Source organism: Candidatus Pseudothioglobus sp. uisw_142, from assembly GCF_059512465.1.
In genome coordinates, this window is record NZ_CM183452.1 from 306,534 (window position 1) to 332,076 (window position 25,543).

Below are 25,543 nucleotides of genomic sequence, written 5' to 3' on the forward strand. Positions count from 1 at the left end.
ATGTCAATTCAATCAATCAAACCTAAGAATGATGGTTTAAATATTTATTGGGATAATGGTACTATTAGCAGTTTTCCGTGGCTCTGGTTAAGAGATCATAGTGAGAATGAGATTGATCTTCATCCAGACTCAAAGCAGCGCCAAATTGATGTGTTTAGCGAGTCGCCAGATAATTCAATAAGTAGGGCAGATATTGATCAAAATAAAAAAATTATAATTGTTAAGTGGTCAGATAATACTGAAAGCTTTATTTCGTTTGATTTGCTTCATTCTATGTCAACAGTCAGTTCGCCATCTGCACAAGCTTTAAGTGATAAATCATATTGGAATTCAGCTAGTGATATTAAATTTTTTCCAGAAATGTCTTATGATGAGTTTATAGCTGATGAAGGGTTAAACAAATGGCTTAATCACATAAAAACAAATGGCTTTGTTTTGGTAACTGAAACACCAGCTACAGCTAATGCAACAAAAGAGCTAATGGAGAGAATGGCTTATGTAAGAAATTCAATTTTTGGAGGTTTCTCTGTTTGGGATAATAAGCTTGAAGACCCAGACGATACTGCCTTCACATCGCTTTCAATTGAACCTCATACTGATGGAACCTATGTTCATGATGCTCCAGGTCTGCAAACACTTCACTGTTTAAAGAAAAATTCAATTGGTGGTGAAAATCAGTTAGTGGATGGGCTTGCAATTGCTGAAAAAATGAGAATTGAATATCCTGAATTTTTTAAAATACTCTCTAAGATCAACATACCTGGCAGATATATTAAGACTGATACATATTTAGAGGCTAAGAGGCCTTTATTTAGACTAAATAATGAGGGAAAAGTTGTTCAAGTCAGTTTTAATAATCATGACAGAGCGCCATTTAGACTCGATAATAAATCAATGCATCAATTTTATGAGGCTTACAAGGTTTTTCATAATTTTGCTAATGATAAAAATCGCCAATTTCAGTTTATGTTGGAACCTGGTAAAGTTTTAACTTTTGATAACTGGAGAGTGCTTCATGCGCGATCTTCATTAACTGGATATCGACAACTTTGCGGTGGCTATCATAATCGTGAAGATTTTGAAAGTAGGTTGAGGTTAATTAAGAAAGATAATTAACCACATAAACTGAATTTTTTTTTGAATCAAATTTGTTTTAGAGATGTTAAAATTGAGCTTAAAGTTAAAGTTAAATAATATTCTATGATTGAACAAGGTCTGCAGCAAGAAATAAACATGGTAATGACTGAGGCGAGAAATCGTCGCCTTGAGTTTGTTACTGTTGAGCATCTTTTATTGGCTCTTCTTAATATGGATGAGGTAATTGCATTTCTAAGAGAGAAAAGAGTAAATATTGATGAGCTGAGAGCAGAGCTCGAGCAGTATATAGATTCTCATACACCTATTATTTCTGAAGATGCAGAAATTGATATTGTTCCAACAGTTGGCTTTCAAAGGGTTTTGCAGCGCAGTGTTTATCAAGCGCAATCTGCGCAAAAAAATTCTGTCAATGCTATGAATGTTTTTGTTAGTATTTTTTCTGAAAAAGAATCACATGCTGTATATATGCTTAAGCTAAATAATATTTCTAGGCTGGATGTAATGGAAGGGATTTCTTCTCAATTAGCTGATACTCCACCTGAAGAAACTAAAAAAGTTGAAGTTGAGAAGTCATCAAAACCTTCTTCACTTGAAACCTTTACCAGCAATCTTTGTGAAAAGGCTAGATTAGGTGAAATTGATCCATTGCTTGGAAGGGAAGAAGAGGTCTTGAGAACAGTCCAAGTTTTGTCGAGACGTAGAAAAAATAATCCTCTATTTGTTGGACAAGCCGGAGTTGGAAAGACCGCTATTGCTCAAGGGCTTGCTAAAAGAATCGTTGATGGCCAGGTTCCTGATGTCCTAAAGCAAACGACAATTTATTCGTTAGATGTTGGTGTATTAATTGCAGGTACAAAATATAGAGGGGACTTTGAAAAACGTCTTAAATCGGTTTTAACTGATCTTGAAAAAGACAAAAATGCTGTTCTTTTTATTGATGAAATTCATACTCTCATCGGTGCAGGAAGTGTCTCTGGAGGTTCTTTGGATGCCTCTAACTTGCTAAAACCAGCATTGGCAGATGGCACACTTAAATGTATTGGCTCCACAACTTATGAAGAGTATAGAAAAGTTTTTGAAAAAGATCATGCTCTTGCTAGGCGCTTTCAAAAGATTGATATTGAAGAGCCTTCTGTAGAAGACACTATTAAGATTCTTCATGGTTTAAAGAAGTATTATCAATCTCATCATAAGGTTAAATTCTCATCCGCCGCTCTTGCTTCTGCCGCTGAACTAACTCATCGACATATGGGAGATAGGCGTCTTCCAGATAAGGCAATTGATGTTATTGATGAGGTTGGTGCTTTGCAACAAATTATGCCTAAATCAAAACGTAAGATTAATATTGGAGTTTCTGATATTGAAAATATTGTAGCTAAACTTGCGCGTATTCCATCTAGACAAGTGAACAGTGATGATAAGTCTCAACTTCAGAATCTTGAGAAAGATTTAAAGCTTGGTGTTTTTGGACAGGACAATGCTGTAGATTCATTATCAACTGCTATTAAGCTTTCACGATCAGGATTGTCTCCAGTTGAACAACCAATGGGCTCATTTTTATTTGCGGGGCCAACTGGTGTTGGAAAAACTGAAATTTGTAAGCAACTATCAAGAATAATGGGTGTTAAGTTATTGCGTTTTGATATGTCTGAATATATGGAAAGACATTCAATTTCAAAACTAATTGGCTCACCTCCAGGTTATGTTGGATATGATGAAGGTGGACTTTTAACTGAGGCAGTAAATTCAAATCCTTACGCAGTTCTTTTACTCGACGAAATAGAAAAAGCTCATCCAGATATTTTTAATCTTCTTTTGCAAGTTATGGATCATGGAATGCTGACTGATGCTAATGGGCGTGAAGTTGATTTCCGTAATGTTATTCTTGTAATGACATCTAATGTCGGTGCTCAAAATGTTCAAAGAGCATCAATAGGATTTAATGAACAAGATCATTCATTAGATTATGAGGGTGAGCTTAAAAAAACTTTTACACCTGAATTTAGAAATAGACTTTCTGAAATTATCTACTTTAATTCATTAAGTGAAGATGTAGTTGTTTATGTGGTTAATAAGTTCATATTTGAGCTTGAAGATGTTCTTGAGCAAAAAAATGTCTCTTTAATTGTTTCTGATAATGCCCGAAAATGGTTTGCAGAAAATGGTTATGACTCTAAAATGGGTGCTAGGCCAATGATAAGGTTAATTGAAAAAGAGATTCGTAAGCCACTAGCTGATGAACTTTTATTTGGGAAGCTAAGTCAAGGTGGTACAGTTAAAGTTGGTGTTAATAAAGATAAAATTACCCTATCTATCTCATAAATGAGAATTCTTATAAGTAACGATGACGGTTATCAAGCTGAGGGAATTATTCAGCTTGCGAAATCACTCAGTGAAATTGCAGAAGTTATAATTATTGCTCCTAGCGAAAATAAATCAGCTGCTAGTAGTTCTTTGACTATAGGTAAGCCATTAAAGCCAATTCAAATTGAAAAGAATGTTTATGCGGTTGATGCAACTCCAAGTGATTGCGTACATCTAGCTTTATGTGGTTTTATTAAAGAGTCAATTGACTTAGTTGTCACTGGTATTAATTTTGGTGCTAATCTGGGAGATGATGTTATTTATTCTGGTACAGTTGCTGGAGCGATAGAGGGGCGATTTTTAGGACTTCCTTCTATTGCATTATCTTTAGCTAGCTGGGAATGTAAACACTTTGAGACAGCTGGAGATATTGCTAAGTTGCTTGTTGCACAAATTGATAAAGCACCACTTGCTCAAAATACCATTATTAATGTTAATGTCCCTGATATTAAAATGGGTGAAATTAAGGGAATTAAGAGCACGCGTTTAGGAAATCGGCATAAGTCTGAGCCGAGCATTCAAGATTTAAAAGATCCATCTCTATACTGGATTGGAGAAAATGGCAAAGAGGCTGATAATGGAGAAGGTACAGACTTTCATGCCATTTCTAACAACTTCGTATCTGTCACACCTCTTCAGATTGATTTAACAAAATATTCAGAACTTAAACAAGTCTCAGAGTGGCTTAAAGATATTGATTATTGATTCCAAGCATCTCTAAGTCCAACAGTTTTATTAAATACTATTCCCTCAAGTTTGCTATCCCGACAAAAGTAACCCTCTCGTTCAAATTGGTATGCTTTTTCTGCTTCTGCGTTTTGAAGAGAGTGCTCAACGTAACCATTTTCTATAACTAGTGAGTTTGGATTAAGGGCTGAAGACATATCATCAAATTTAGAAGGATCTGAGTTTAAGAATAGGCGGTCATAAATTTTAAATTCAGCACTAATAGCTTTACTGGATTCAACATAATGAATAACGCCCTTAACTTTTCGTCCATCAATAGGATTTTTCCCTAAAGTCTCTGGATCATAAGTACAGTAAATAGTAATTATATTTCCTTCTTGATCACAATCAAAATGAGATGCCTTTATGATATATGAATTTCTAAGACGTACTTCTTTATTAATAGCTAGGCGCTTATATTTATTATTTGGTGATACTTCTTTAAAGTCTTGCTTATCAATATATATTTCTCGACCAAAGAATATTTCCCTAGTGCCCATTTCTTCGTTTTGAGGATGAATTGGGGCAGCTAGAGATTCAATTTTTCCTTCAGGGTAGTTTTCAATAATTATTTTTATTGGATTAATTACTGCCATTGCACGAGGTGCGAATTTATTTAAATCATCTCTAATTGAAGACTCTAAAATCGAAATATCAGTAAGGCTGTTAACTTTTGAAACGCCTATTCTTTCTGAAAAATCTCTGATTGATTTTGGAGTATAGCCTCTTCTTCTTAGTCCAGAAATTGTAGGCATTCTGGGATCATCCCAGCCTGAAACATGATTATTATCAACAAGAAGTTTTAGTTTTCTTTTTGAAGTGGTAGCGAACTCAAGATTTAGGCGAGAAAACTCATATTGATGAGGTCTATTATCATTATTAAATTTATCTATATTTTCTAAAGTCCAATTATAAATTCTTCGATTATCTTGGAATTCTAATGTACAGATGGAATGAGTTACTCCTTCAATTGCATCTCCAAGACAGTGAGCAAAATCATACATTGGATAGATGCACCAGTCATCTTTAGTTTGATGATGTGATACAAAGCGAATACGATATAAAGTGGGGTCACGCATGCACATAAAGCTTGAGGTCATGTCAATTTTTGCTCTAAGAACGCATTCACCTTCCTTAAATTCACCTAATTTCATTTTCTCAAAAAGTTTAAAGTTTTCTTTAGCACTTGAATTTCTATATGGACTATCTTTACCAGGTTGCTTGAGAGTGCCTCGGTACTCACGTGTTTTCTCAGGACTCAAAAAACAGACGTATGCTAATTCTTTTTTTATTAATTCTCTTGCACACTCATAGAAAACATCAAAATAACTAGAGCTAAATTTAACTTCATTTTTCCAACTAAAACCCAACCAATTCACATCTTTTTTTATAGAATTAACATATTCAATGTCTTCTTTTGATGGGTTAGTGTCATCAAATCTTAAATTACAAAACCCATCATAGCTCGATGCTATACCAAAGTTCAAACATATTGACTTTGCATGACCAATATGAAGGTAACCATTTGGCTCAGGAGGAAAGCGAGTTATAACTTCAGAATATTTCCCTTTTAAAAGATCCTCATCAATAATATTTGTAATGAAATTAGCTGTCTTTATTTTCTTGTAATGGTGGTCCATATTTTTAAAATTAAAAGAGAATTTAACTAATGCAATTATATCATTAAACCCTTAATTTAATATGAAGTGCTATGAAAGTGAATGCCATTGTAAAATAGTTTAAATGAAAATAGCAATTGTTAAACTTTCATCGCTTGGCGATATAATTCACACTATGGTTGTTTTACAATTTTTAAAAAAATATCAACCTAATTTAGAAATCGATTGGATAGTAGAAAAAAGATTTAAAGGGATTCTAGAGGGTAATCCAGATATAAATCAAATTCATACTGTAAATTTTCAAAAAATTAAAAAAAATAAGTCTTTAAAGCTACTATTACTTGAATTAGCTAAAATAAAAAAGTTTGGATATTATGATTTAGTCATTGATTTTCAAGGATTGATTAAAACTGCTATTGTTGCTAGGTGTATTTCTACTAAAAAAATAGTTGGATTCGATTGGCACTCGGCTAGAGAGGGATTTGCTTCATTAGTTTACAACCAAAAGGTTAATATTGGTTATGATAAAAATACTATTGTAAGATATGCTAAATTAGCCTCTGAAGCACTTAATATTAAAATTACGCTTGATGATTTAAATAGTAAAGAAGCTTATTTATTTTCTAAAAGTAAGGTTTCGGTTCCTAAATGTACATATGTAGTTTTTGTTGTTGGCTCAACTTGGAACAGTAGAAATTATCCTAAGGAAAAATTTATCAAAATTGCTAATGCCCTTAAAAAACCATGTTTAGTTGTTTGGGGGACCGATGATGAGAGAAAAAAGGCAGAATGGATTGAGGCTCGATCAAAGTACATTAAAAGTATGCCTAGGTTAAACTTAGATGAATTAAAGTATGTTGTTAATCATTCAAGTTTGTTAATTGGGAATGATACTGGTCCTTCTTATATTTCATGGGCTCTTAACATACCCTCTGTAATTATTTTTGGCCCAACTCCAGTAGAAAGGTTGTTTCAAACTGATACTAACTTAGCCATAAAGTCGCACTCTAAGATTAATCATTGGAAGTTAAATAAAAAAGACTTTTCTATTAAGGATATAAGAGTCAATGATATTGTTAAAATGTCAGAAAATTTATTAAATATTAATTCATGAGAATTACCGTAGCAGGAATAGGGTATGTTGGTTTATCAAATGCAATTCTTTTGTCTCAAAAGAATGAGGTTATTGCTTTTGATGTTAGTTCCAAAAAAGTTGATAAATTGAACAATAAAACTTCACCTATTATTGATGCTATAGCTGAAGACTACCTTTTAAATAAAAAGCTAAATTTATCTGCAACTGTGGATAAAAGAAAAGCATTTTCCAATTCTGACTATGTGATTATAGCAACACCCACTAATTACGATGAAGATACAAATTACTTTGATACAGAATCAGTTGAGTCTCTCATTTTAGATATAAAGAATATTAATCCTAATGCCTTGATAATTATTAAGTCGACTGTTCCAGTTGGCTTTACAGAAAACATTAAAAGAAAACTAAAACATAACAATATCATATTTTCTCCTGAATTTTTGAGAGAAGGAAGGGCGCTTTTTGATAACCTATATCCATCACGAATAGTCGTTGGCTCAAAATCTAATAAAGCAAAAATTTTTTTAGAGTTGTTAAAAGAAGTTGTTTTAAAAAAAGATGTTGAGGTCTTGCTAACTGAGTCTTCAGAAGCAGAAGCTATTAAACTTTTTTCAAATACCTATTTAGCTATGCGTATTGCATATTTTAATGAACTTGATTCTTTTGCTGAATCGCATAAGTTAAATTCTGAAGAAATTATTAAGGGAGTTGGCTTAGACCCAAGAATAGGTAATTATTACAACAATCCATCTTTTGGATATGGCGGTTATTGTTTACCTAAAGATTCAAAACAACTCAAAGCAAACTATAAAAATATTCCTAATAGTTTAATAAGTGCAATTGTGGATGCTAACTCCACTAGGAAAGATTTCATTGCTGACTCAATTATCAAAAAAAATCCAAAAGTTGTAGGAGTTTTTCGGCTAATTATGAAAACTGACTCTGATAATTTTAGAGAGTCTTCAGTTCAAGGGATCATGAAGCGAATAAAGGCAAAAGGCATCAAGGTGGTTGTATATGAACCAGTTTTAGCTCAAAAAAGTTTCTATAATTCAAAGGTAATTAAAAATTTAGATGATTTTAAACAAATTTCAGATGTAATTATTGCAAACCGAATGAGTGATGAAATTAAAGATGTAAAAGAAAAAATATACACAAGAGATCTTTTTAACCATGATTAATTTGTTTCTATGAAAGTTTTAATTACTGGTTCAGCTGGTTTTATTGGGTCAGCACTATCAATAAGATTACTTGATAGAGGTGATAAAGTTATTGGAATTGATAATCATAATGATTATTATGATCCTTTACTCAAAGAAGCTCGACTTAATCGCCACCTTAAACACCCAAATTACAAACATATTCGAATGGATATTCAAGATAAAGAATCAGTTGAATTACTATTCAATGAAAATCAATTTGAATGTGTTATTAATTTAGCTGCTCAAGCAGGGGTTCGATACTCAATTGATAACCCTCTAGCTTATGTGAATACTAATATATTAGGATTTGCGAATATTCTTGAGGGCTGCAGGCATAATCATATTGAGCATCTAGTATATGCATCAAGTAGCTCTGTTTATGGTTCAAATACGAAAGTACCTTTTTCAGTTCATGATAATGTCGATCATCCTGTAAGTTTATATGCAGCGAGTAAAAAAGCTAATGAGCTTATGGCGCATAGCTATAGCCATCTATATAATTTGCCTACAACAGGCCTAAGATTTTTTACTGTATATGGTCCATGGGATAGACCTGATATGGCATTACAAAAATTTACAAAATCAATAATATCAGGTAAAAAAATTTCAGTATTTAATTATGGAAAGCATCGAAGAGACTTTACATATATTGAAGATATTTTAGAGGGAATTATTCGGGTTTTAGATCAACCTGCTACTCCAAATAAGTTATGGAATAGCAATAAACCTGATCCAAGCTCCTCTTCCGCTCCCTGGCGTATTTATAATATCGGCAACAATTCACCAGTAGAACTTCTTGACTATATTAAAGCAATTGAGGAATCATTAAAGATTAAAGCCCATATTAATTTAATGCCACTTCAGCCGGGAGATGTCATTGATACTTATGCTGACGTCGAAGATTTAGTTAAAGACTTTGATTATAAACCATCAATGTCAATTCAAAAAGGAGTATCAAACTTTGTTGAATGGTATAAAGATTATTATGGTGTTTAAGTTAAAATAATTTCTTTAGATTGCTCAATCGAATCAATTATAAATTTTGAATTTGAATTCATTTCATCAATTTTATGACCACTTCTAACTAAAACAGTATTTTTAATTCCTGCAAGATTGGCAGACTCTATATCAGTTTCTTTATCCCCAATCATCCATGAGTGATTCATATCTATATCATATTTCTTTTGGGCTGTTAAAAACATACCCGGCTTTGGCTTTCTGCAGTTACAACTTGAATTGGGCTTATGCGGACAATAAAAAGTATCTAATATTGAGATACTTTTTAAAGAGAATTCATTAAGCATCCATTGATTGATTTTTAGATAATCTTTTTCAGAGTAGAGGCCTCTTCCAATTCCAGATTGATTGGAAATAATAATAATGCTGTAATTTAAATTTTGAAAAAAAGCACATGCATCAAAAACCCCTTTAATAAATTCGAAGTCTTGAATTTTGTAAAGATAGTTGAGTTCTTTATTAATTACACCATCTCGGTCAAGAAAAATAGTTTTTATGGCCATAAAACAGGGCGAGTATAATAAATTATATTGTACATTAATATATATTAAATGAGTAATGCACTGTCAGTTGTAATCATAACAAAAAATGAAGAAAATTTTATTGAAGATGCAATAATATCTGCTAATTTTGCCCAAGAGGTTTTAGTGCTTGACAGCTATTCAATTGATGAAACAATACCAATTGCTATTAAACTTTCTGCAAGAGTTGAACAGCAAGAATGGCTGGGGTTTGGTAAACAAAAAAATTTAGCAGTAAGGCTAGCTACTCATGATTGGGTTTTTGTTTTAGACGCTGATGAGAGAATTACTCCAAGTCTAAAGATGGAGATATTAAGAATCCTTGAAAATCCATCTTCTGATGGTTACCTAGTTCCAAGATTAAATTGTTTCTTTGGTAAATTTATTAAAACATGCGGACTTTTTCCAGATTATAGTCTAAGGCTATATAAAAAATCTCAAGGTAGATTTAATGAAGTCGAAGTTCATGAAAGTGTCGAAATAAATGGAAAAGTCTCTAAATTAAAAAATCACATGATTCATTTAGCTTATGAAAATGTTGAAGAATTTATAGAAAAACAAAAAAAATATTCAAATTTAAGCAATAAAAAGAGAAACATTTTTAAGGCAATATTTAGCCCTTGCTGGACATTTTTTAAAATATACATAGTTAAGCTAGGTTTTACAGATGGCTGGCATGGATTTATTATTGCAAAAGTATATGCAAAATATACTTTTTGGAAATATAACAAATAAAACATATGAAGATTCTTCTGGTTAAGTTTCGTAATATCGGCGATGTTTTGCTAACAACGCCATTAATTTCAAATTTAAAAAATATATATCCAGAAGCGCAAATTGACTATACAGTCAATAAAGAAACTGAGTCAATGCTATTACTCAACCCAAATTTAAATCAAATTATCGCATATGATAGAGTAAGTATTAAATCTTTACCATTAATTATAAGAATTTGGAAAGAGATTGAGTTTATTAGATCCTTTAAAAAAAGCTCTTATGACATTGTAATTAATTTAACTGATGGTGATCGTGGAAATTTAATTGCTTGGTTTTCAAATGCTCCTTTGAGACTAGGGTATAAAAATAATAACTTCTTTTTTAAGAAATCTATTACTCATGAAATGCCTGAGCAAAAATTAAGGCATACTGTTGAGCAAAACTTAGATCCACTTAAGGCTTTGAACCTTTCAATTTCCAATAGATCAGTTGAAATTTTTTGGAGTGAAGAGGATGAAAAAATTATTGATCAAAAGCTATTTAATGTTGATAATTTTATTCATATCCATCCAGTTTCTCGATGGTTATTTAAATGTATCTCTGACTCAACGATGTCCAAAATAATTGATTATTGTGAGTTGGAACTTGGAGTAAAAATAGTATTAACAGCTTCTAAAGACAAGTTTGAAATTAACAAAATAAATAATATTCTGAGTCTTACACAATCAAAACCAATTAACTTTGCAGGCAAATTTTCATTAAAGCAAACTGCAGCTTTAAATAAAAAAGCAAAGATGTTTATTGGAGTTGATACAGCAATAATGCATGTGAGTGCAGCAAATAATATCCCTGTGTTAGCTTTTTTTGGTCCTAGTGGAGCATGTCATTGGGGTCCATGGGATAATACTAAAACTGAATCTGGATATACAGAAATTAACGGTCATCAAGTTATGGGAATGCATAGAGTATTTTCTGAAAGTAGAGCCTGTCAGCCTTGTGGTAAAGATGGCTGTAGTGGAAGTAAAGTTAGTGATTGTTTAATGAGCTTAGATTTTGAAAAAATTAAAAGCAATATAAAGGATATGTTAAATGAGCAAGTTAATTAGAGTTTTGCATACTGAATGGTCAGATGGTTGGGGCGGTCAAGAAATTAGGATTATCAATGAAATAAACACTATGCGTTCAAGTAGTGTTGAGGTTTTTCTAGCTTGTAAAGAATCGAGTGTCATCAGAAAGAAGGCTCTTGAAAGTAATATTAAAGTTTTTATACTTCCATTTAGAGGCAATGCTGATTTAAAAACTTTACTAGCTCTTAAAAAGATTATTAAGTTAAATTCTATTGATATTGTTAATACCCATAGTGGAAAAGACACATGGGTTGGTGGGTTAGCTGCAAAATTTTCTGGAATTAAATTTATTAGAACTCGTCATTTATCTCAGAAAATTAATCCTTTAAAATTAAATTTTATTAATGAACTAGCTGATTATATCTTTACTACTGGTGAAGAGGTAAGACTGGATATGATTAAAAATAACCGCATTAAAGAAAATAAGATATTATCTATACCTACAGGTATTGATGAGTCTTTATACAATCCAGCAAACTATAAAATTGAAGAGTGTAGAAGAAAATTTAATTTGAACGGTAATGAAATTGTTATTGGAATACTTGCAGTTTTGAGACAATTTAAACGCCATGATTTATTTTTAAAAATGGCTAAACAATTGAAAGCAAAATATCCTGATAAAAAATTTGTCTTTATGATTGCAGGAGATGGCCCACAAAAAGAAAACATACAAAAGATAATTCATAAATTAAATTTACATTCAAGTGTCAGGCTATTAGGCCATATTAGTAATACACCTGAGTTTCTATGCGCACTCGATATACTTGTTTTAAGTTCAGACTCGAAAGAAGGTGTTCCTCAGTCAGTTATGCAAGGACTGTTTATGAACAAACAAGTTGTTGCAACTAATGCTGGAAGTACAATAGATTTAATTCACAATAATAATTTTCAACTTGTTGAAAAAGGTAATTTTAATTCCTTAGTTAATGGTGTGTCAGTCTTTATAGATAAAAAAAATGAAATCATAACTAGAAAACATATGATTAAAAATTTCTCATCATTTGTTATGACTCAAAAGATTTTAAAAATCTACAAAATACTAATAAATTGAATTCCTTATGAAATTGTTAGATTCAGTAAATAAATTATTATTTCCTCTAAGAAAAAAACAAATCGATGAATCGTTGGGCACAGTTTTAGTTGTCTCTAATACTGGTTTTGGGGATACAATCTTATCTACGCCAGCTATAAAGACTTTAAGTAAGAGTTTTGTAAACCAAAAAATTATATTTTTAGTAAACAAAAAATTCTTAGGTCTATTTATCCATTATAAATATGTTGATTCAATTTGGAAATACTCAGGCGGATATCTAAATTTATTTTTAATAATATTAAAATGCAGAGTAACTAAAATTCATACTATTATGTTGCTCCATTCAAATGGACCAGAAGATATATTTTTCACATTATTAAGTGGAGCCAGAAATATTTTGAAATGTTCTGACAATATCAACCACCCTTATAAGGAACTTTTTTTTAATGAGTTAAAAATCAAAAATAAGCATAATATTGAAAAAAAAATTGATCTTGTTAGGGCATTCAATCCAAAAATTATTGATACTGAAATGTCTATCTCTGATTTTTTTTATGACCAAGAGCCTGCAAAAAATATCCCTTATGGTAAGAAAATAATTGGAATACAGATAGGCGCTCAAGATTATTATAAAATATGGCCAGTAGAAAATGTTATTAAACTGAGCTTATTCTTTACTTAGTAAAAACTATTTTTTAGTATTTTTTGGGGCAAATAAAATAGAGTCAAAGATGATGCTAAAAATTCAGAATGCTATTAATTCTTCAAATATTTATAATTTAGTTGGTAAAACAGAAGTTGTCGAACTTCCTGCCATTTTAAAACGTCTAAATCTTCTTGTAACAAATGACACAGGAATTCTACATTTGGCAATTTCAATGCAGATTAAGACTTTATCATTGTTTAGTCCAACGTCTAGTAAAGAGTTTGGAGCTTATCAAGATAACGATATTCACTTCAGTATTCAAAAAAATGGCTTTTTTGTAAATGATAAACCGAAAAAAAAACGTACGCAAGAGGCTATGAAATTAATTAAAGTCAATGAAGTAATTTCTTTAATTGAAGAAATAATATGAAATTAAATATTGGATGTGGAAATAAAAAAATTGAAGGTTATCATGGAATTGATAAGTATCAATGTGCTGCTGCAGATTATATCTGTGATCTAGAAAAGGAAAAATTACCATTTAAAGATAGTTCAATTTCAGGCATCATTGTGGACAATGCTATAGAGCATTTTTATGACATACCTAAAATAATTAGAGAATTAGTTCGAGTATCTAAAAAAAATACAACTATTAGAATTATTACACCCCACTTTAGTTCAATAAAATCATGGATTGATCCAACACATATTCATCACCTTTCATATTTCTCATTTGATCATTTTGAAAGAGAAAGTGCATCTCATTATATTGGAAAAGGAATTAAAATTGACAACGTAAAACTGACATTTGGTGGAGGTTTGATGGGGATAACTGCAAGGCTGATTTTTAAAATTAGCCCAAAAAGATATGAACAAAAATATTGTTTTATATTTAGAGCAAGTACTCTTATTTTTAATATAAAGTAATTTAAGTAAATGCATTTTAATAAATTAATAAGTTCTTTTATCAGAAGGTTTTCTGAGTATATAGCTTTAAAGACAAACTTATACTTGTCTTTCAAGCCTGATTTTCATACTAAGCTAAAAAAGATTGAGAATTGGGATATTTTGTATAAGTTTTGGATAAAAAACTCACCCAGTAATGATAAAGGTGATCTGGTTAGATTGTATTTTTTACTTAATCAAATTGAATATATTAAAAATAATAATATTGATGGCTTAATAGCAGAAGTTGGTGTTTTTAAAGGAACTACTGCTAAGCTTTTCCATCAAGCTTTTCCTGATAGAGAGCTACTTTTATTTGATACTTTTGATGGTTTTGATGAGCGTGATATTAATCATGAAAAAGAGAACAGCAGAGCAAAGAGTGGGGGGTGGAACTCTTCTTTGGATAATGTGAAAGATTTTATAGGTAGTTCAAAGCTAGTTCAATCTTTCCTGGCTATTTCCCAGAAACAGCTGAGAATATTAACCCAAATTATAGTTATGCTTTAGTCCATCTTGATGCAGATTTATATAATCCACAAATATCTGGTTTAGAGTATTTTTATAAAAGAATAGTCAGGGGTGGCGTGTTAATAGTGCATGATTGTAATAATGAATATTTTGGCTCAAGACAAGCATTAGATGAATTTTTTCTTGATAAGCCGGAGACACCAATTATCATTCCAGATAAGTCAGGTAGTGCGATAGTGATTAAATTATAAATATGAGTATTAAATATAATATTCTCCTCAGGGCTTGTGACAAGGTTGAATCAGTCCATAAAGTTAAAAGGCCATTCAACCTAAATAAATTACAAGCTATCAAAGTGTCCTTTTATAGTATTTATCGTTCACTTCAAGGTAGCCGATACCAGATTACAATTATTGGTGATGATTTATCATCAGAGTTGCTCAATTTTTTTAAGACCTTTGAAGATGTAATTGTTGATAATGATGATCTTGGGAGTGCAGCGAAATCTCTACAAAAACAAATCGAAATAGCACTCAGAATTCCAGATGATGAATGGGTCTATATGTGTGAGGATGATTATTTACACACGTCATATGCTTTTCATCACTTATCTGAATTTATTAACAATAAAGAGCAATACACTAAAACATCTGGGAAAAAGAAAAATTACATCAATAGGCTTATAGGAGACCTATCAAAAATTCCACTCATTATTCACCCTCCAGACTATCCCGATCGTTATTTGCCTCCATGGAAGCGACTTTCTTTTATATTTTTGTCTAAGTACTGCCATTGGCGTCAGATTTCTAACACTACTCATACTTTATTACTTCAATCTAGTAGCATTAAAAAATTTGAAAAGCACATTAAAGCTTCATCAATTCGACCAAGTGATTCAAAATTAAGTGAAAAAGTATATGGGCGAATCTTTTTTAAAAATAAAGCTCTGTGTGTTTCACCAATAAAAGGGCTTTCAACACACATGACAGAGGGTGTAATGACTCCATTGGTTGACTGGGATTTGGCTTGTAAGCAGTGCATTAATGACATGAAAAAAGAAGGTATTTGGTAATGATTAATTACTATCTAAAACAAAAAACAAAAAAAATAACTTCTAACCCTCCAACTGAAAGTGATATTAACAAATCAAGAAAAATTCTTTTTTCAATTTTTACTCGTTATGGAGATACTATTATTAATTTGATGGTTATCAAAGAGTTTATTAAATGTTATCCAAAAAAAGATTATTTAATTTTATGCCCTAGACAAATGAAGCCATATGTGACTGCGTTTCTCCCTGGTATAGAATGTAAAGCATTTAATAAGCGAAATTTATTTCAAATGATTAAAGTTGTTAAAATTTTAAAAAAAAGAAAGTTTGATATTGGGTTTAATCCATGGTCAAGTGGATTTGACAGCTGTTTTTTTATAAGTTTTAGTAAGAAATTTTTATTCTACAAAGATTTCGCTAAGCCTGAAGTAATTAATCATTATGAGGTTGTCAGAAAGTACTTAAGACTATTTGAAAAGAAATGGTCAATAAAAAAACTGAAATTAAAAGATGATTACCAAAAGATTTTAATATGTCCTCAATCTACAGATCCTAAGCGAAATTTATCAATTAAGCACTTGGATATTATTATTACAGATTTTCAAAGAATGTATGATCAACCTAAAATTATAATTGCATCTTCAGATAAGTCATTCTTTAGATCTGGATGTAAAAGATTCAGTTTTGAAAAAACTCCACAATCTTCTTTAGAGTTTATTAAATTAATAAAGAAAAATGAGTTAATTGTATCTGCTGACTCAGGTCCTTTGCACATTGCACTTGCATTAAAAAAAGATTTACTAGCATTCTTTAGCACAACTACTCCTGAAGTAGTTTTAAATACAGGGTCATGTTTAGTAATAAATAGGTTTTAATTATTTTAATATTAGATTTTTTTAAGTATGGGTAAATTAGCTATATTTGATATTCGATTTTTATTTCTACTAGGACTGTTGTTTTTTTTGCCCAGTTTTGAAGTTCCTAAAAACTTATTTGCATTACTATTTGTGCTTTCGTGGGCTATCCATTGTAAAAAAAACAAATACTGGGGTGGTAAATGGCGGGTTATAGATTCTATATTTTTATTGTGGATTTTGATAGATATAGTAGTAAGCATTAATGCAATAATAACTCATCAGCTTTCTGGAGATAATTATAGGGATATTCTGAGATTTGTATTAATAGCATGGGTACTTTCAAGAACGTACTTTTCAAAAGAAAGGCTAACTGAAGCTTCTTTAATAGCTTTAATTGGGACTATTATTGCATTAGTATATAGTTATATATCTGGCCAAGGCGAATTGAAAGAGCTCCACTCAGTTGGACATCTCAATCATAGTGCTATATTTTTAGTTTTAGCTTACTCCATTTCTCTATCCTTGCTATTATTTAATTTAAAAAATTTAAAAAAATTCCAAAAAATTACCTTAGTTGTAATAACAACTTCATTGCTTTTATCAATCATTGATACTGATAGTAGGGCTGCATTTGGCCTTCTGATAATAATTAGTTTAATTGATTTGTTTTATTTTTTGGTAAAGAAAAAAAGTATATCTTTAACCATTGTTTTTATTAGTTTAGTTACATTTATAGGGATTTTATTTGTTTTTAATCCACCAGAGGCATTAGAAAGAATCCAAGCTCAAGAGAGTATTCTGGACGATGACGAAAGGTCTAAGATTCGTAACTTTAGTTATTATGCTTATAAAGCAAACCCATATCTTGGCGTAGGGTTTGGAAATTTTGGTCAAATAACGATGGATGATATTAAGCCTCATGTAATTGCGGACAAAGGAGTTTTTGATAGCAATCTATATCTTAAATCTGCTCATCCACATAATGTTTTCTATTCCTATCTTACAAGTGGCGGTATTTTAATTTTTTCTATTTTTGTATGGTTTTGGTTTTATATTATTTGGATAATTATCAAATTAAATAAAAGAGAAGAAAATGAGTGGATTGTTGTCAGTAGTATAGGCGTTGTAATGGTGAATCTTTTAATAGGATTAGTAAATACTACGCTTCATCATGAACATGCTATATTATCAATGTTTGTATTAGGCTTATTAATTTCACAATATAGAATGAGTGAATTAATAAAAGATTTGATTGATTGATTTATTGAAATTAATATTTGTATACTGTCTAAACGTTTTGTCAAAGTTTGTTTTCAACTTAAGTTTGAACAATAAGAGGGATAGATTTAATTATCTCCTCAGCCTCAACTAGTTTCATACAATTATGATGATGTAATGGGCAGATTCTTTTCATGCATGGTTGGCAATCTAATTTCTTCTTAATGATTATACTTTTTGCATTTTTCCATTGAGAAGTTTCCAAAGAATTTGTAGGGCCAAATACTGCTATTGTTGGCACTTTAAGACTTGCCGCTAAGTGCATTGGACCACTATCACCAGTTATGAAAATATCTAAATCTGAAATATAATTATTTAATTCAGAGATAGAGGTTTTCCCAGCAAGGTTTCGATAGTTATGAATATTTTTATTTAATAATAAATTTTCAATTTGTAGGGCAAAATCTTGCTCTCCATCTCCTCCGAATATAATAATATCAAATTTATCAGATAGAGCTATTGCAATTTTTGCAAACTGTTCTGGATACCAACGTTTAGCACTCCCATATGATGCGCCTGGATTAATGCCTAAAAGTCGAGAGGACTTTTTGTTCTTGGATGTATCAAAGTGATTAATTAGATTTCCAGCAGGATAATTTGAAGAAAGGCTATTATTCACAAAGTCTACATACTTTTCAACTTGGTGACGATCAGGATAATTTTTATGATTGAATTGATATTTTTTTTCTGCCTTAATAGTTAGTTTGGTAAGTTTCGCTCTTATTGATCTTCTAAAAGAAAAATAAACATCAAAAAAACCAAGATCAGTATATGAAACATATAAAGATTTAATTTTTGAAGAAAGAACAATTGTTTTTGATGACTTGGGATGCTTTCTAAAAACTTCAATAGAAGAGTATGATCCAATAAATGTAATATCAATATTATTATAATAATTAATTATATTTTCAATAGCTGGAGTTGTCATAACAGAATCTCCAAGCCAAGATGGAAGCTCAATTAAAACTTTAAAAGTTCTTTCAATATCGTTATTCAATTTGATTTATTAATTTAAGAGTTTTATCTAGATTTTTATTGATTGAGAACTTCTGCGATTTATTTCTATTATAAATTTTTACTTTATTTAAGGCTTCTTTATCAGCCAATAAATTATCAATTGATGAAATCACTTTAGTGTCATATGGTTTACTCATTATATAATCTTTATCTAAAATTTCACTTGCACCATTAGAATTAGTTGTAAAGACTACATTTTCAAAATTCATGGCTTCTAGAATAACGTTAAATGGATCATAATGTGTTGGAAAGAGAAAGATGTCGCCTACTGTATAAAAGTCATCAACATCAAGTCTGGGACCTGTGAAAATAACTTGACTATGAATTTTTAACTCTTTAGATAATTTTTTATAGTATTTGATATTTTTATCTTTTCCAATTATGAAAGCTTTAATATGTTTTGTTTTAAGTTTGGAAAAAATTTTTAAAAATTCTTCTACACCTTTTCTTTTAAATCCATTTCCCACATAAATTAAAACTGGGTGACTCTCCTTAATTGAGAATTCTTTAGAGAGCTTGTTAAAAGATTTTGGATAATTGAGATTTTTTAATTCAATGCCATTGTATATAACTTTAATCTTATTAGAGTTAACATCATAAGTATCTATAATTTGCTTTTTAACCATATTCGAATTAGCAATTATATATTTAGAATTATTAAAGCAATTACGCTCTAAATATAAATAAACTGAATGAAGTAAGTTTAGTTTTGATTTTTTTTCAATAGATATAAATACTTTATGAACCCCATCACCAGCTCTATATAGGTCTGGACAAGTTATACGATCCAAAGAGTAGTAAAATTTTTCTTTTTTTGAAAAACTTACTTGCATATTAAATAATAATGCTCTAGCCCATGATGGGATGAACTTTGGAAAAACAGAGTGAATTATTTCATGGTCTAATTTTTTACTTTTAAGAGCATTTGATAGTCTTATAAAGATAATTTTCAGCTCCACCAAATTTTGTAGAATTTGAGCGGATAAGGTATATTTTTTTATTCAATTTTGTTTGAAAAAGTGAGACTCTAGAGTATTTTTTTTTGCCATTAAAATCTCATGTTCTTTTGGAATATTTAAATCTATAGGATATTTGATAAAATTCATAGTTAAATGTTTTTTTGAATTATATTAATAGTCTGAGATGAGCTTTTGCCATCTACAAAATCAACTAATTTTAATTCATCAGCAAATTCCTCCCCTATTACTTTTTTGCCTTTATAGTCTCCTCCTTTAACTAAAATATGAGGTTTAATTGATTTTATTAATTTGAAGGGAGTATCTTCATCAAAGATTACGACATAGTCAACTGCAGCCAGCGCTGACAATAAGTATGCTCTATCTTGTTCTGTATTAATAGGGCGTGTTAGCCCCTTAAGTTCAGTTACTGATCTGTCAGAATTGAGTCCAATTATTAAAATATCTCCAAAATCTTTAGCAGTTTCAAGATACCTTACATGTCCAGCATGAAGGAGGTCAAAGCACCCATTTGTGAATACAATTCTTTTCCCTCTATTTTTTAGCTCTTCACATATTTTAATTACCTCAGAAGTAGTTTTAATGCGTTTTTTTCCGTCAGTTTTATTATTGCTTAATTCATACTCTATAATTTCATCTATAGTTGCTGTAGAACTTCCAATCTTTCCAACAACGACACCTGCGGCACTGTTTGAAAACTCTATTGCTTCATCGATATTTAAATCACAGGCTAATGCAAATCCTAGGGATGCTAGAACTGTATCTCCTGCACCAGTGACATCAAAAACTTCTCTTGTATAAGCAGGGTGAATTCGAAACTTATCATCGAAAACAGCCACTCCCTTGTCACTCAGTGTGATAAGTGAAATAGTTAAATCACATTTAACTTTTAAATGCATTATGGCTTCAGTAAGACTAGCAGTATTACTAATGTGTATTCTAGTAGCTTCACTAGCTTCTTTTATATTGGGGGTAAGCAGAAAAGCCCCTTTATACTTGGAATAATCTGAGCCTTTTGGATCAATTAAGACTTTTTTACCAATATCATTGGCAATAGAAATTAAAGATTTAGTTAATTCTTTGGTTAAAACTCCTTTGCCATAATCTGATAATAAGATAATATCGAAATCTTTAAGAATATTTTTAAAGGTATTTAAAATTTCTTTTTGAGATTTATTACTGATTTCGTCAGATCCTTCTCTATCGTATCTCATGACCTGTTGTTGTGATGCAATAACCCTGCTTTTTTTTGAGGTAATCCGATCATGTTGTTTAATTAGATATTTAGTTTCAACACCAATATCATCTAATAATCCTGTGAGCTCATTAGAAATATCACACTCACCAACTACACTTATCATTTCTACCCGAGCGCCAAGAGCCTGAAGATTGTTTATTACATTGCCTGCACCACCAAGCAATATACTTTCGTTATTGATATTGACAACCTGAACAGGTGCTTCAGGTGAAATACGTTCACAGGAGCCCCATAAATATTGATCAACTATCAGATCACCAATAACTAGTATATTTGGCGATTTACCTTTTAAATGAATCACGAAGAATACTCGCCATGAAGGATTTTAATTTCGGGGATATATGTTTTAATTCCTTGTTCCAAAGTCACAGCTGGCCTGAAACCAAGATTTACTTGTGTTTTGATAATATTAGCTTGGGTATGAACTTGATAGTCGTTATATGGATTAGGTATATATTCATTACCTAAATCAGTATCTAATTCTTTTTGTAAGATATCAGAGATATCTTGGAAGGTTCTTGGGATTCCAGTACCTACATTATATATGCCATTTTCTTTTGGTTTACAAGCTTTAATATTTGCTTGAATAACATCTTCAATATTAATAAAGTCACGAAAAATTTTATCTGACCTTTCAAATAACCTTGGTGCTTTACCGTCCAAAATTTGATGCCCAATTTGAATTATTAGTGATGAAGTCTTACCTTTGTAAAACTCACGTGACCCATATACATTAAAGTATTTTAAACCTACAATTATCATTTCAGCATTTTCAGTTATATATCGATAGGCAATTTGATCCATTAAATATTTACTAAAGGCATAAGGGTTTTCTGGGCATTCTTTACCAACCGTTTGAGGCGAGGGTTGGTTGCCATAAGTTGCTGCAGAACTAGCATAAACCATTATTGCATGATTTTTTTTCGCAATTTCTAATAAATCAATAAATGAGTTCACATTAGTTTTGATGACTATTTCTTGATCATAAACACGCGTATCTGAAATTGCAGCTTGATGAAAAATGTAATCAATCTTGTAATCATTTAGTAAGTCTAGGTCATTTCTATTATTAATATTTCCACATATTACTTCACCCTTAAAGTTAATCAAATTTTTGAAATGCCCAAAACTTTTTAAATTTCCATTAGGAAAAGTTTCACCACTCCTAAAACAGTCATAAATAATAATTTTCGATTCAGGGAAGTTTTTTTGAAAATAAAAAGCAAGATTACTTCCAATAAAACCAGCACCTCCTGTTATTAGGATAGTTTTATGATTGAAATTTATATTGTTGTGCATTATTCTCTAAAGATTTTTTTATTTCAATTATAAAGCATCATTAATTAACATTCATAGATAATAGTGCACCATAAGGAGTTTCAAAAGTTCCAATAAACTTATAATTGCTGTTTGACTGCTATTAGTGAATATTTTTTTAAGATTGCTTCTTAGCAAGATTATTTTTTTAATAGACGAATTAATAATATATAGGATGATTCATATGAGTTGTTATTTGTGTAATAGCGAAAATTTTTTTAAACGATCTGGATCTGTTCGCGATGATTCAAGTATTGATATATTGGAATGCATAGATTGTGAGCTTGTTTATCTATCATCATCTAATCATATAAGAGACGGACATTATGAGGGATCTGGAATGCATGAAGAAGAAATAAACATTAAAAAATGGCTTAAAGAATGCAAGGAAGATGATGATCGACGTTATAAATTTGTTAAGGATAAAATTAAGAATAAGCACTACTTGACTTTGGCTGTGGTGCAGGTGGTTTTATAGAAATAGCTAAACAATCTGCTAAAAAAGCTTTAGGCGTTGAACTGGAAATTGCTTTACAGTCTTCATTTAAAGAACGTGGCCTTAAAGTCTTTTCTAATATTTTAAAAGCACAAAAAGAAGGATTAAGATACGATGTAATAACTTCATTTCATGTATTCGAACATCTTCCAGATCCCAAAAGAGTGATTCTAGAGTTGTCTAAACTTCTAACTGATCAGGGTGAAATAATTATTGAGGTTCCAAATAGTAATGATGCACTTCTTACACTTTATGAAAATAATGACTTCCAAAATTTTAGCTATTGGTCCCAGCATCTATTTCTATTTAATAAAAAAACAATGACTGAATTTGTTAAACAGTCAGGACTTAAGCTTAATTGGATAAAACATATTCAAAGATATCCAATATCAAATCATTTGTATTGGATGGCAAAAGGAAAGCCTGGAGGTCATAAACTCTGGAGCTATTTGGATAGTGATGAGCTCAATTTTGAATATGAAAGATTGTTAGCTCAAGTTGGTAAGACTGACACGATAATCCTTGGAGTATCTAATCCATAATAAAATAGCCTGAGAATATAAAATGATTTATTAAATCACTATGAAAATATTTATCAAAATATAATATGAAAATTACTACTAATACCTTATTTAAAATTCTTAACAGTTTTCAATGCATAACTAGTATTACTAATATAAATAATAATTTATTTTGAAATTTTATGATTAAAAGATATTGTCTCGTTTCAACAGCTGATGAGCGAACATGGCCCAAAAATAAGCCCATTCTTTTTCTTGGTGAATGGTGTAAGCGTTTTTCTAGAAAGAAGAGTTGGATTAAGTTAGATTCAGAAACATTAAAGTATCACTGGGATGACAGGAAAAAATTAATAAATGATTACAGTTACTTACAAGAACTTCATGAAGTACTTCTTAATGATTTATCGAAACAACTTAATAGAATTCATAAAAAAAACTATTCAATACGATATTGGAGAATTTTAATTGGACCATGGCTCGGTTATTTTACGCAAGCCTTATTTGATCGTTGGAGTTCGTTAAATCTTTCTTTTGAAGAATTTGATATTGATTCATGCTATATTTTAACTAACAATCCTAGCGTTATTGCTGAAGATATGAAAGACTTTGAAAGTTTATTTATTGATGACAAATGGAATGAGGTTATTTTTGGTCAGTTAATTCAAAATATTTCTGAAAATAAAATGAATATTAATTCTGTTAATGTCGAGTTAAGTGATTCTTCATTGACTAACAAAAAACCTTTTTATAGTAAATTAAAAGATAAATTAAAAATTTTACTATCTAAATTAAGTAGCTTATTAACAAGAAAGGAAGACTACTTTTTTATTTCATCCTACATTCCTTTATTAACTCAGTTTAAATTACAGCTTCAATTAAATCAATTTCCTTCATTATGGTTTAGCCCAAAAATAGATTATCCAGAGGTTGATTTGAATAAAAGAAATTGGGTTATGGAGGGAATTAACTCAGAAGATCAGTTTATTAAAATTGCCTGTCAGCTTATTCCTCAGCATTTACCTATATCCTACTTGGAGGGATATGCATTATTAGGTCAAAATATTAATAATTTAAAATGGCCTGTAAATCCTAAAGCTATCTTTACTAGTAATGCATATTTAGGTGATGAAGTATTTAAAGCTTGGGCTGCAAAAAAACTGAAAATAATGTGTCACTCATCATTGGACAACATGGGGGTCATTTTGGTTTGACAAAATTTGCTTTTTTCGAAGAACATCAGATTAAAATTTCAGATAACTTTCTTTCTTGGGGCTGGAGCAATCCAAATAATTCTAAAATTAAGCCATTTGCAAATATAAAGCTCCTAAACAATAAATTAAAATATAATCCAAAAGGTGATGCTATCATGGTTGGTTTAACAATACCACGTTATAGTTACCATCTATATGCAGCTCCAATTTCAAGTCAATTAATTTCATATTTCACTGATCAGTTTAATTTTATAAGGGCTCTTCCACATTTAATGCAACAAAAGATATTGGTTAGACTTGCAAAAAATGATAATGGATGGGATCAGAAGCTTCGATGGGAAAATGAATTTTCAGATATTAAAATAGATTCAGGGGATAAATCAATCAGAAAATTATTAAAGAATTCGAGGATTTGTATTTCAACATATAATGCAACAAGTTATCTTGAGACTCTTTCATGGAACATGCCAACAATTATCTTTTGGGACGAGAAATATTGGGAATTAGATCAAGATGCTATGCCATATTTTAAGTTACTTAAAGATGCTGGTATTTTTCATAAGACGCCTCAAAGCGCTGCAAAAAAAGTTACTGAAATTTGGGATAATATTGATTCTTGGTGGTTTTCTGAGCAGGTTCAAAGTGCAAGATTCAAATTCTGTCAAAGATATTCAAGAGTTAGCGATAGTTCATTGAGTGAATTTCGTAGTTTTATAAATAAAATCTAAATTTTCATCATCAATTATGATTGTTATATAATTTTTGATAAGTATATTTTCTTCTAAGTATTTCTTATGTTATAAAAGATTTTTTTGATTTTTGCACCATTAATTAAATTATAATTGCAGCATTAATTTTTTTTAATCTCCTGGCTTTTCTAGTAGAATTTTTTATAGCTTTTTGGTGATGAGTTATTTATAAGTTAAGATTTTTTAGAGTTAAATAAATTGCTAATTTATTAACTTTAGACCAGAGAAT

23 protein-coding genes and 2 pseudogenes are annotated in these 25,543 nt (G+C 30.5%); 19 read left to right on the top strand and 6 right to left on the bottom strand.

The window, feature by feature from the left end; translation table 11 throughout:
• The 3 genes from AC5YGB_RS01580 (at position 1) to surE (ending at position 4,167) form a co-directional block, all read left to right on the top strand.
• Positions 1-1,116 carry a trimethyllysine dioxygenase gene (locus AC5YGB_RS01580; RefSeq protein ID WP_496137537.1) on the top strand — a complete coding sequence of 372 codons (1,116 nt, stop codon included), beginning with the start codon at positions 1-3 and terminating at the stop codon, positions 1,114-1,116.
• A gap of 84 nt (positions 1,117-1,200) precedes the next feature.
• Positions 1,201-3,420 carry an ATP-dependent Clp protease ATP-binding subunit ClpA gene (clpA, locus tag AC5YGB_RS01585; RefSeq protein ID WP_496137538.1) on the top strand — a complete coding sequence of 740 codons (2,220 nt, stop codon included), beginning with the start codon at positions 1,201-1,203 and terminating at the stop codon, positions 3,418-3,420.
• A complete protein-coding gene (surE, locus tag AC5YGB_RS01590; RefSeq protein ID WP_496137539.1) occupies positions 3,421-4,167 on the top strand; it encodes a 5'/3'-nucleotidase SurE in 747 nt (248 codons plus the stop codon).
• Here the strand turns inward: surE and AC5YGB_RS01595 are convergent.
• Positions 4,161-5,828 carry a glutamine--tRNA ligase/YqeY domain fusion protein gene (locus AC5YGB_RS01595; RefSeq protein WP_496137541.1) on the bottom strand — a complete coding sequence of 556 codons (1,668 nt, stop codon included), beginning with the start codon at positions 5,826-5,828 and terminating at the stop codon, positions 4,161-4,163. The genes surE and AC5YGB_RS01595 overlap by 7 nt on opposite strands.
• Positions 5,829-5,931: 103 nt before the next feature.
• Here AC5YGB_RS01595 and waaC point away from each other — a divergent pair, with 103 nt between their 5' ends.
• Genes waaC through AC5YGB_RS01610 form a run of 3 tightly spaced genes read left to right on the top strand, consistent with a single transcriptional unit; the run spans position 5,932 to position 9,101 of the window.
• Entirely contained in the window at positions 5,932-6,921 is a 990-nt protein-coding gene (gene waaC / locus AC5YGB_RS01600; protein ID WP_496137542.1) for a lipopolysaccharide heptosyltransferase I, read from the top strand.
• Positions 6,918-8,084 carry a nucleotide sugar dehydrogenase gene (locus AC5YGB_RS01605; protein ID WP_496137543.1) on the top strand — a complete coding sequence of 389 codons (1,167 nt, stop codon included), beginning with the start codon at positions 6,918-6,920 and terminating at the stop codon, positions 8,082-8,084. The genes waaC and AC5YGB_RS01605 overlap by 4 nt, the downstream gene beginning before the upstream one ends.
• A 9-nt stretch (positions 8,085-8,093) precedes the next feature.
• The gene (locus tag AC5YGB_RS01610; protein ID WP_496137544.1) at positions 8,094-9,101 is read left to right on the top strand and encodes a GDP-mannose 4,6-dehydratase; all 1,008 of its coding nucleotides are present in this window, start codon (positions 8,094-8,096) and stop codon (positions 9,099-9,101) included.
• Here AC5YGB_RS01610 and gmhB read toward each other — a convergent pair.
• A complete protein-coding gene (gmhB, locus tag AC5YGB_RS01615; protein ID WP_496137545.1) occupies positions 9,098-9,625 on the bottom strand; it encodes a D-glycero-beta-D-manno-heptose 1,7-bisphosphate 7-phosphatase in 528 nt (175 codons plus the stop codon). The genes AC5YGB_RS01610 and gmhB overlap by 4 nt on opposite strands.
• Positions 9,626-9,673: 48 nt before the next feature.
• Here gmhB and AC5YGB_RS01620 point away from each other — a divergent pair, with 48 nt between their 5' ends.
• The 11 genes from AC5YGB_RS01620 to AC5YGB_RS01670 are packed head-to-tail and all read left to right on the top strand — an operon-like array spanning position 9,674 to position 17,750.
• Positions 9,674-10,378, top strand: a complete 705-nt coding sequence (locus AC5YGB_RS01620; protein ID WP_496137546.1) for a glycosyltransferase — start codon at positions 9,674-9,676, stop codon at positions 10,376-10,378.
• A gap of 5 nt (positions 10,379-10,383) precedes the next feature.
• Positions 10,384-11,466, top strand: a complete 1,083-nt coding sequence (rfaQ, locus tag AC5YGB_RS01625; RefSeq protein ID WP_496137547.1) for a putative lipopolysaccharide heptosyltransferase III — start codon at positions 10,384-10,386, stop codon at positions 11,464-11,466.
• A complete protein-coding gene (locus AC5YGB_RS01630) occupies positions 11,450-12,538 on the top strand; it encodes a glycosyltransferase (protein WP_496137548.1) in 1,089 nt (362 codons plus the stop codon). Before rfaQ ends, AC5YGB_RS01630 begins: the two co-directional genes overlap by 17 nt.
• Before the next feature lie 7 nt (positions 12,539-12,545).
• Positions 12,546-13,202, top strand: a complete 657-nt coding sequence (locus AC5YGB_RS01635; protein WP_496137549.1) for a glycosyltransferase family 9 protein — start codon at positions 12,546-12,548, stop codon at positions 13,200-13,202.
• Positions 13,203-13,251: 49 nt separating this feature from the next.
• Positions 13,252-13,596, top strand: a complete 345-nt coding sequence (locus tag AC5YGB_RS01640; protein ID WP_496137550.1) for a glycosyltransferase family 9 protein — start codon at positions 13,252-13,254, stop codon at positions 13,594-13,596.
• The gene (locus AC5YGB_RS01645; protein ID WP_496137551.1) at positions 13,593-14,093 is read left to right on the top strand and encodes a methyltransferase domain-containing protein; all 501 of its coding nucleotides are present in this window, start codon (positions 13,593-13,595) and stop codon (positions 14,091-14,093) included. The genes AC5YGB_RS01640 and AC5YGB_RS01645 overlap by 4 nt, the downstream gene beginning before the upstream one ends.
• 9 nt (positions 14,094-14,102) lie before the next feature.
• On the top strand, positions 14,103-14,621 hold the full coding sequence (locus tag AC5YGB_RS01650) for a TylF/MycF/NovP-related O-methyltransferase (protein ID WP_496137552.1): 519 nt from the start codon (positions 14,103-14,105) through the stop codon (positions 14,619-14,621).
• Positions 14,594-14,833, top strand: a complete 240-nt coding sequence (locus AC5YGB_RS01655; RefSeq protein WP_496138000.1) for a TylF/MycF/NovP-related O-methyltransferase — start codon at positions 14,594-14,596, stop codon at positions 14,831-14,833. The genes AC5YGB_RS01650 and AC5YGB_RS01655 overlap by 28 nt, the downstream gene beginning before the upstream one ends.
• Before the next feature lie 2 nt (positions 14,834-14,835).
• Positions 14,836-15,654: a hypothetical protein gene (locus AC5YGB_RS01660; protein ID WP_496137553.1), complete on the top strand. Its 819-nt coding sequence runs from the start codon at positions 14,836-14,838 to the stop codon at positions 15,652-15,654.
• Complete coding sequence (locus AC5YGB_RS01665) at positions 15,654-16,508, top strand: glycosyltransferase family 9 protein (protein WP_496137554.1); 855 nt, start codon at positions 15,654-15,656, stop codon at positions 16,506-16,508. The genes AC5YGB_RS01660 and AC5YGB_RS01665 overlap by 1 nt, the downstream gene beginning before the upstream one ends.
• Positions 16,509-16,535: 27 nt before the next feature.
• On the top strand, positions 16,536-17,750 hold the full coding sequence (locus tag AC5YGB_RS01670) for an O-antigen ligase family protein (protein ID WP_496137555.1): 1,215 nt from the start codon (positions 16,536-16,538) through the stop codon (positions 17,748-17,750).
• 58 nt (positions 17,751-17,808) lie between these two features.
• Here AC5YGB_RS01670 and AC5YGB_RS01675 read toward each other — a convergent pair whose 3' ends face one another.
• The 4 genes from AC5YGB_RS01675 to rfaD form a co-directional block, all read right to left on the bottom strand.
• A complete protein-coding gene (locus tag AC5YGB_RS01675) occupies positions 17,809-18,765 on the bottom strand; it encodes a glycosyltransferase family 9 protein (RefSeq protein ID WP_496137556.1) in 957 nt (318 codons plus the stop codon).
• Positions 18,758-19,744 (bottom strand): glycosyltransferase, encoded by a 987-nt coding sequence (locus AC5YGB_RS01680; RefSeq protein WP_496137557.1) that lies wholly within the window; start codon positions 19,742-19,744, stop codon positions 18,758-18,760. Before AC5YGB_RS01680 ends, AC5YGB_RS01675 begins: the two co-directional genes overlap by 8 nt.
• Before the next feature lie 149 nt (positions 19,745-19,893).
• On the bottom strand, positions 19,894-21,321 hold the full coding sequence (rfaE1, locus tag AC5YGB_RS01685) for a D-glycero-beta-D-manno-heptose-7-phosphate kinase (RefSeq protein ID WP_496137558.1): 1,428 nt from the start codon (positions 21,319-21,321) through the stop codon (positions 19,894-19,896).
• Complete coding sequence (rfaD, locus tag AC5YGB_RS01690) at positions 21,318-22,319, bottom strand: ADP-glyceromanno-heptose 6-epimerase (protein ID WP_496137559.1); 1,002 nt, start codon at positions 22,317-22,319, stop codon at positions 21,318-21,320. Before rfaD ends, rfaE1 begins: the two co-directional genes overlap by 4 nt.
• Positions 22,320-22,521: 202 nt before the next feature.
• Here rfaD and AC5YGB_RS01695 point away from each other — a divergent pair.
• Both AC5YGB_RS01695 and AC5YGB_RS01700 read left to right on the top strand, forming a co-directional pair.
• Positions 22,522-23,375 (top strand): annotated as a pseudogene (locus AC5YGB_RS01695) (class I SAM-dependent methyltransferase).
• Positions 23,376-23,536: 161 nt separating this feature from the next.
• A pseudogene (locus AC5YGB_RS01700) lies at positions 23,537-25,293 on the top strand (LIC12162 family transferase).
• Positions 25,294-25,543 lie beyond the last annotated feature (250 nt).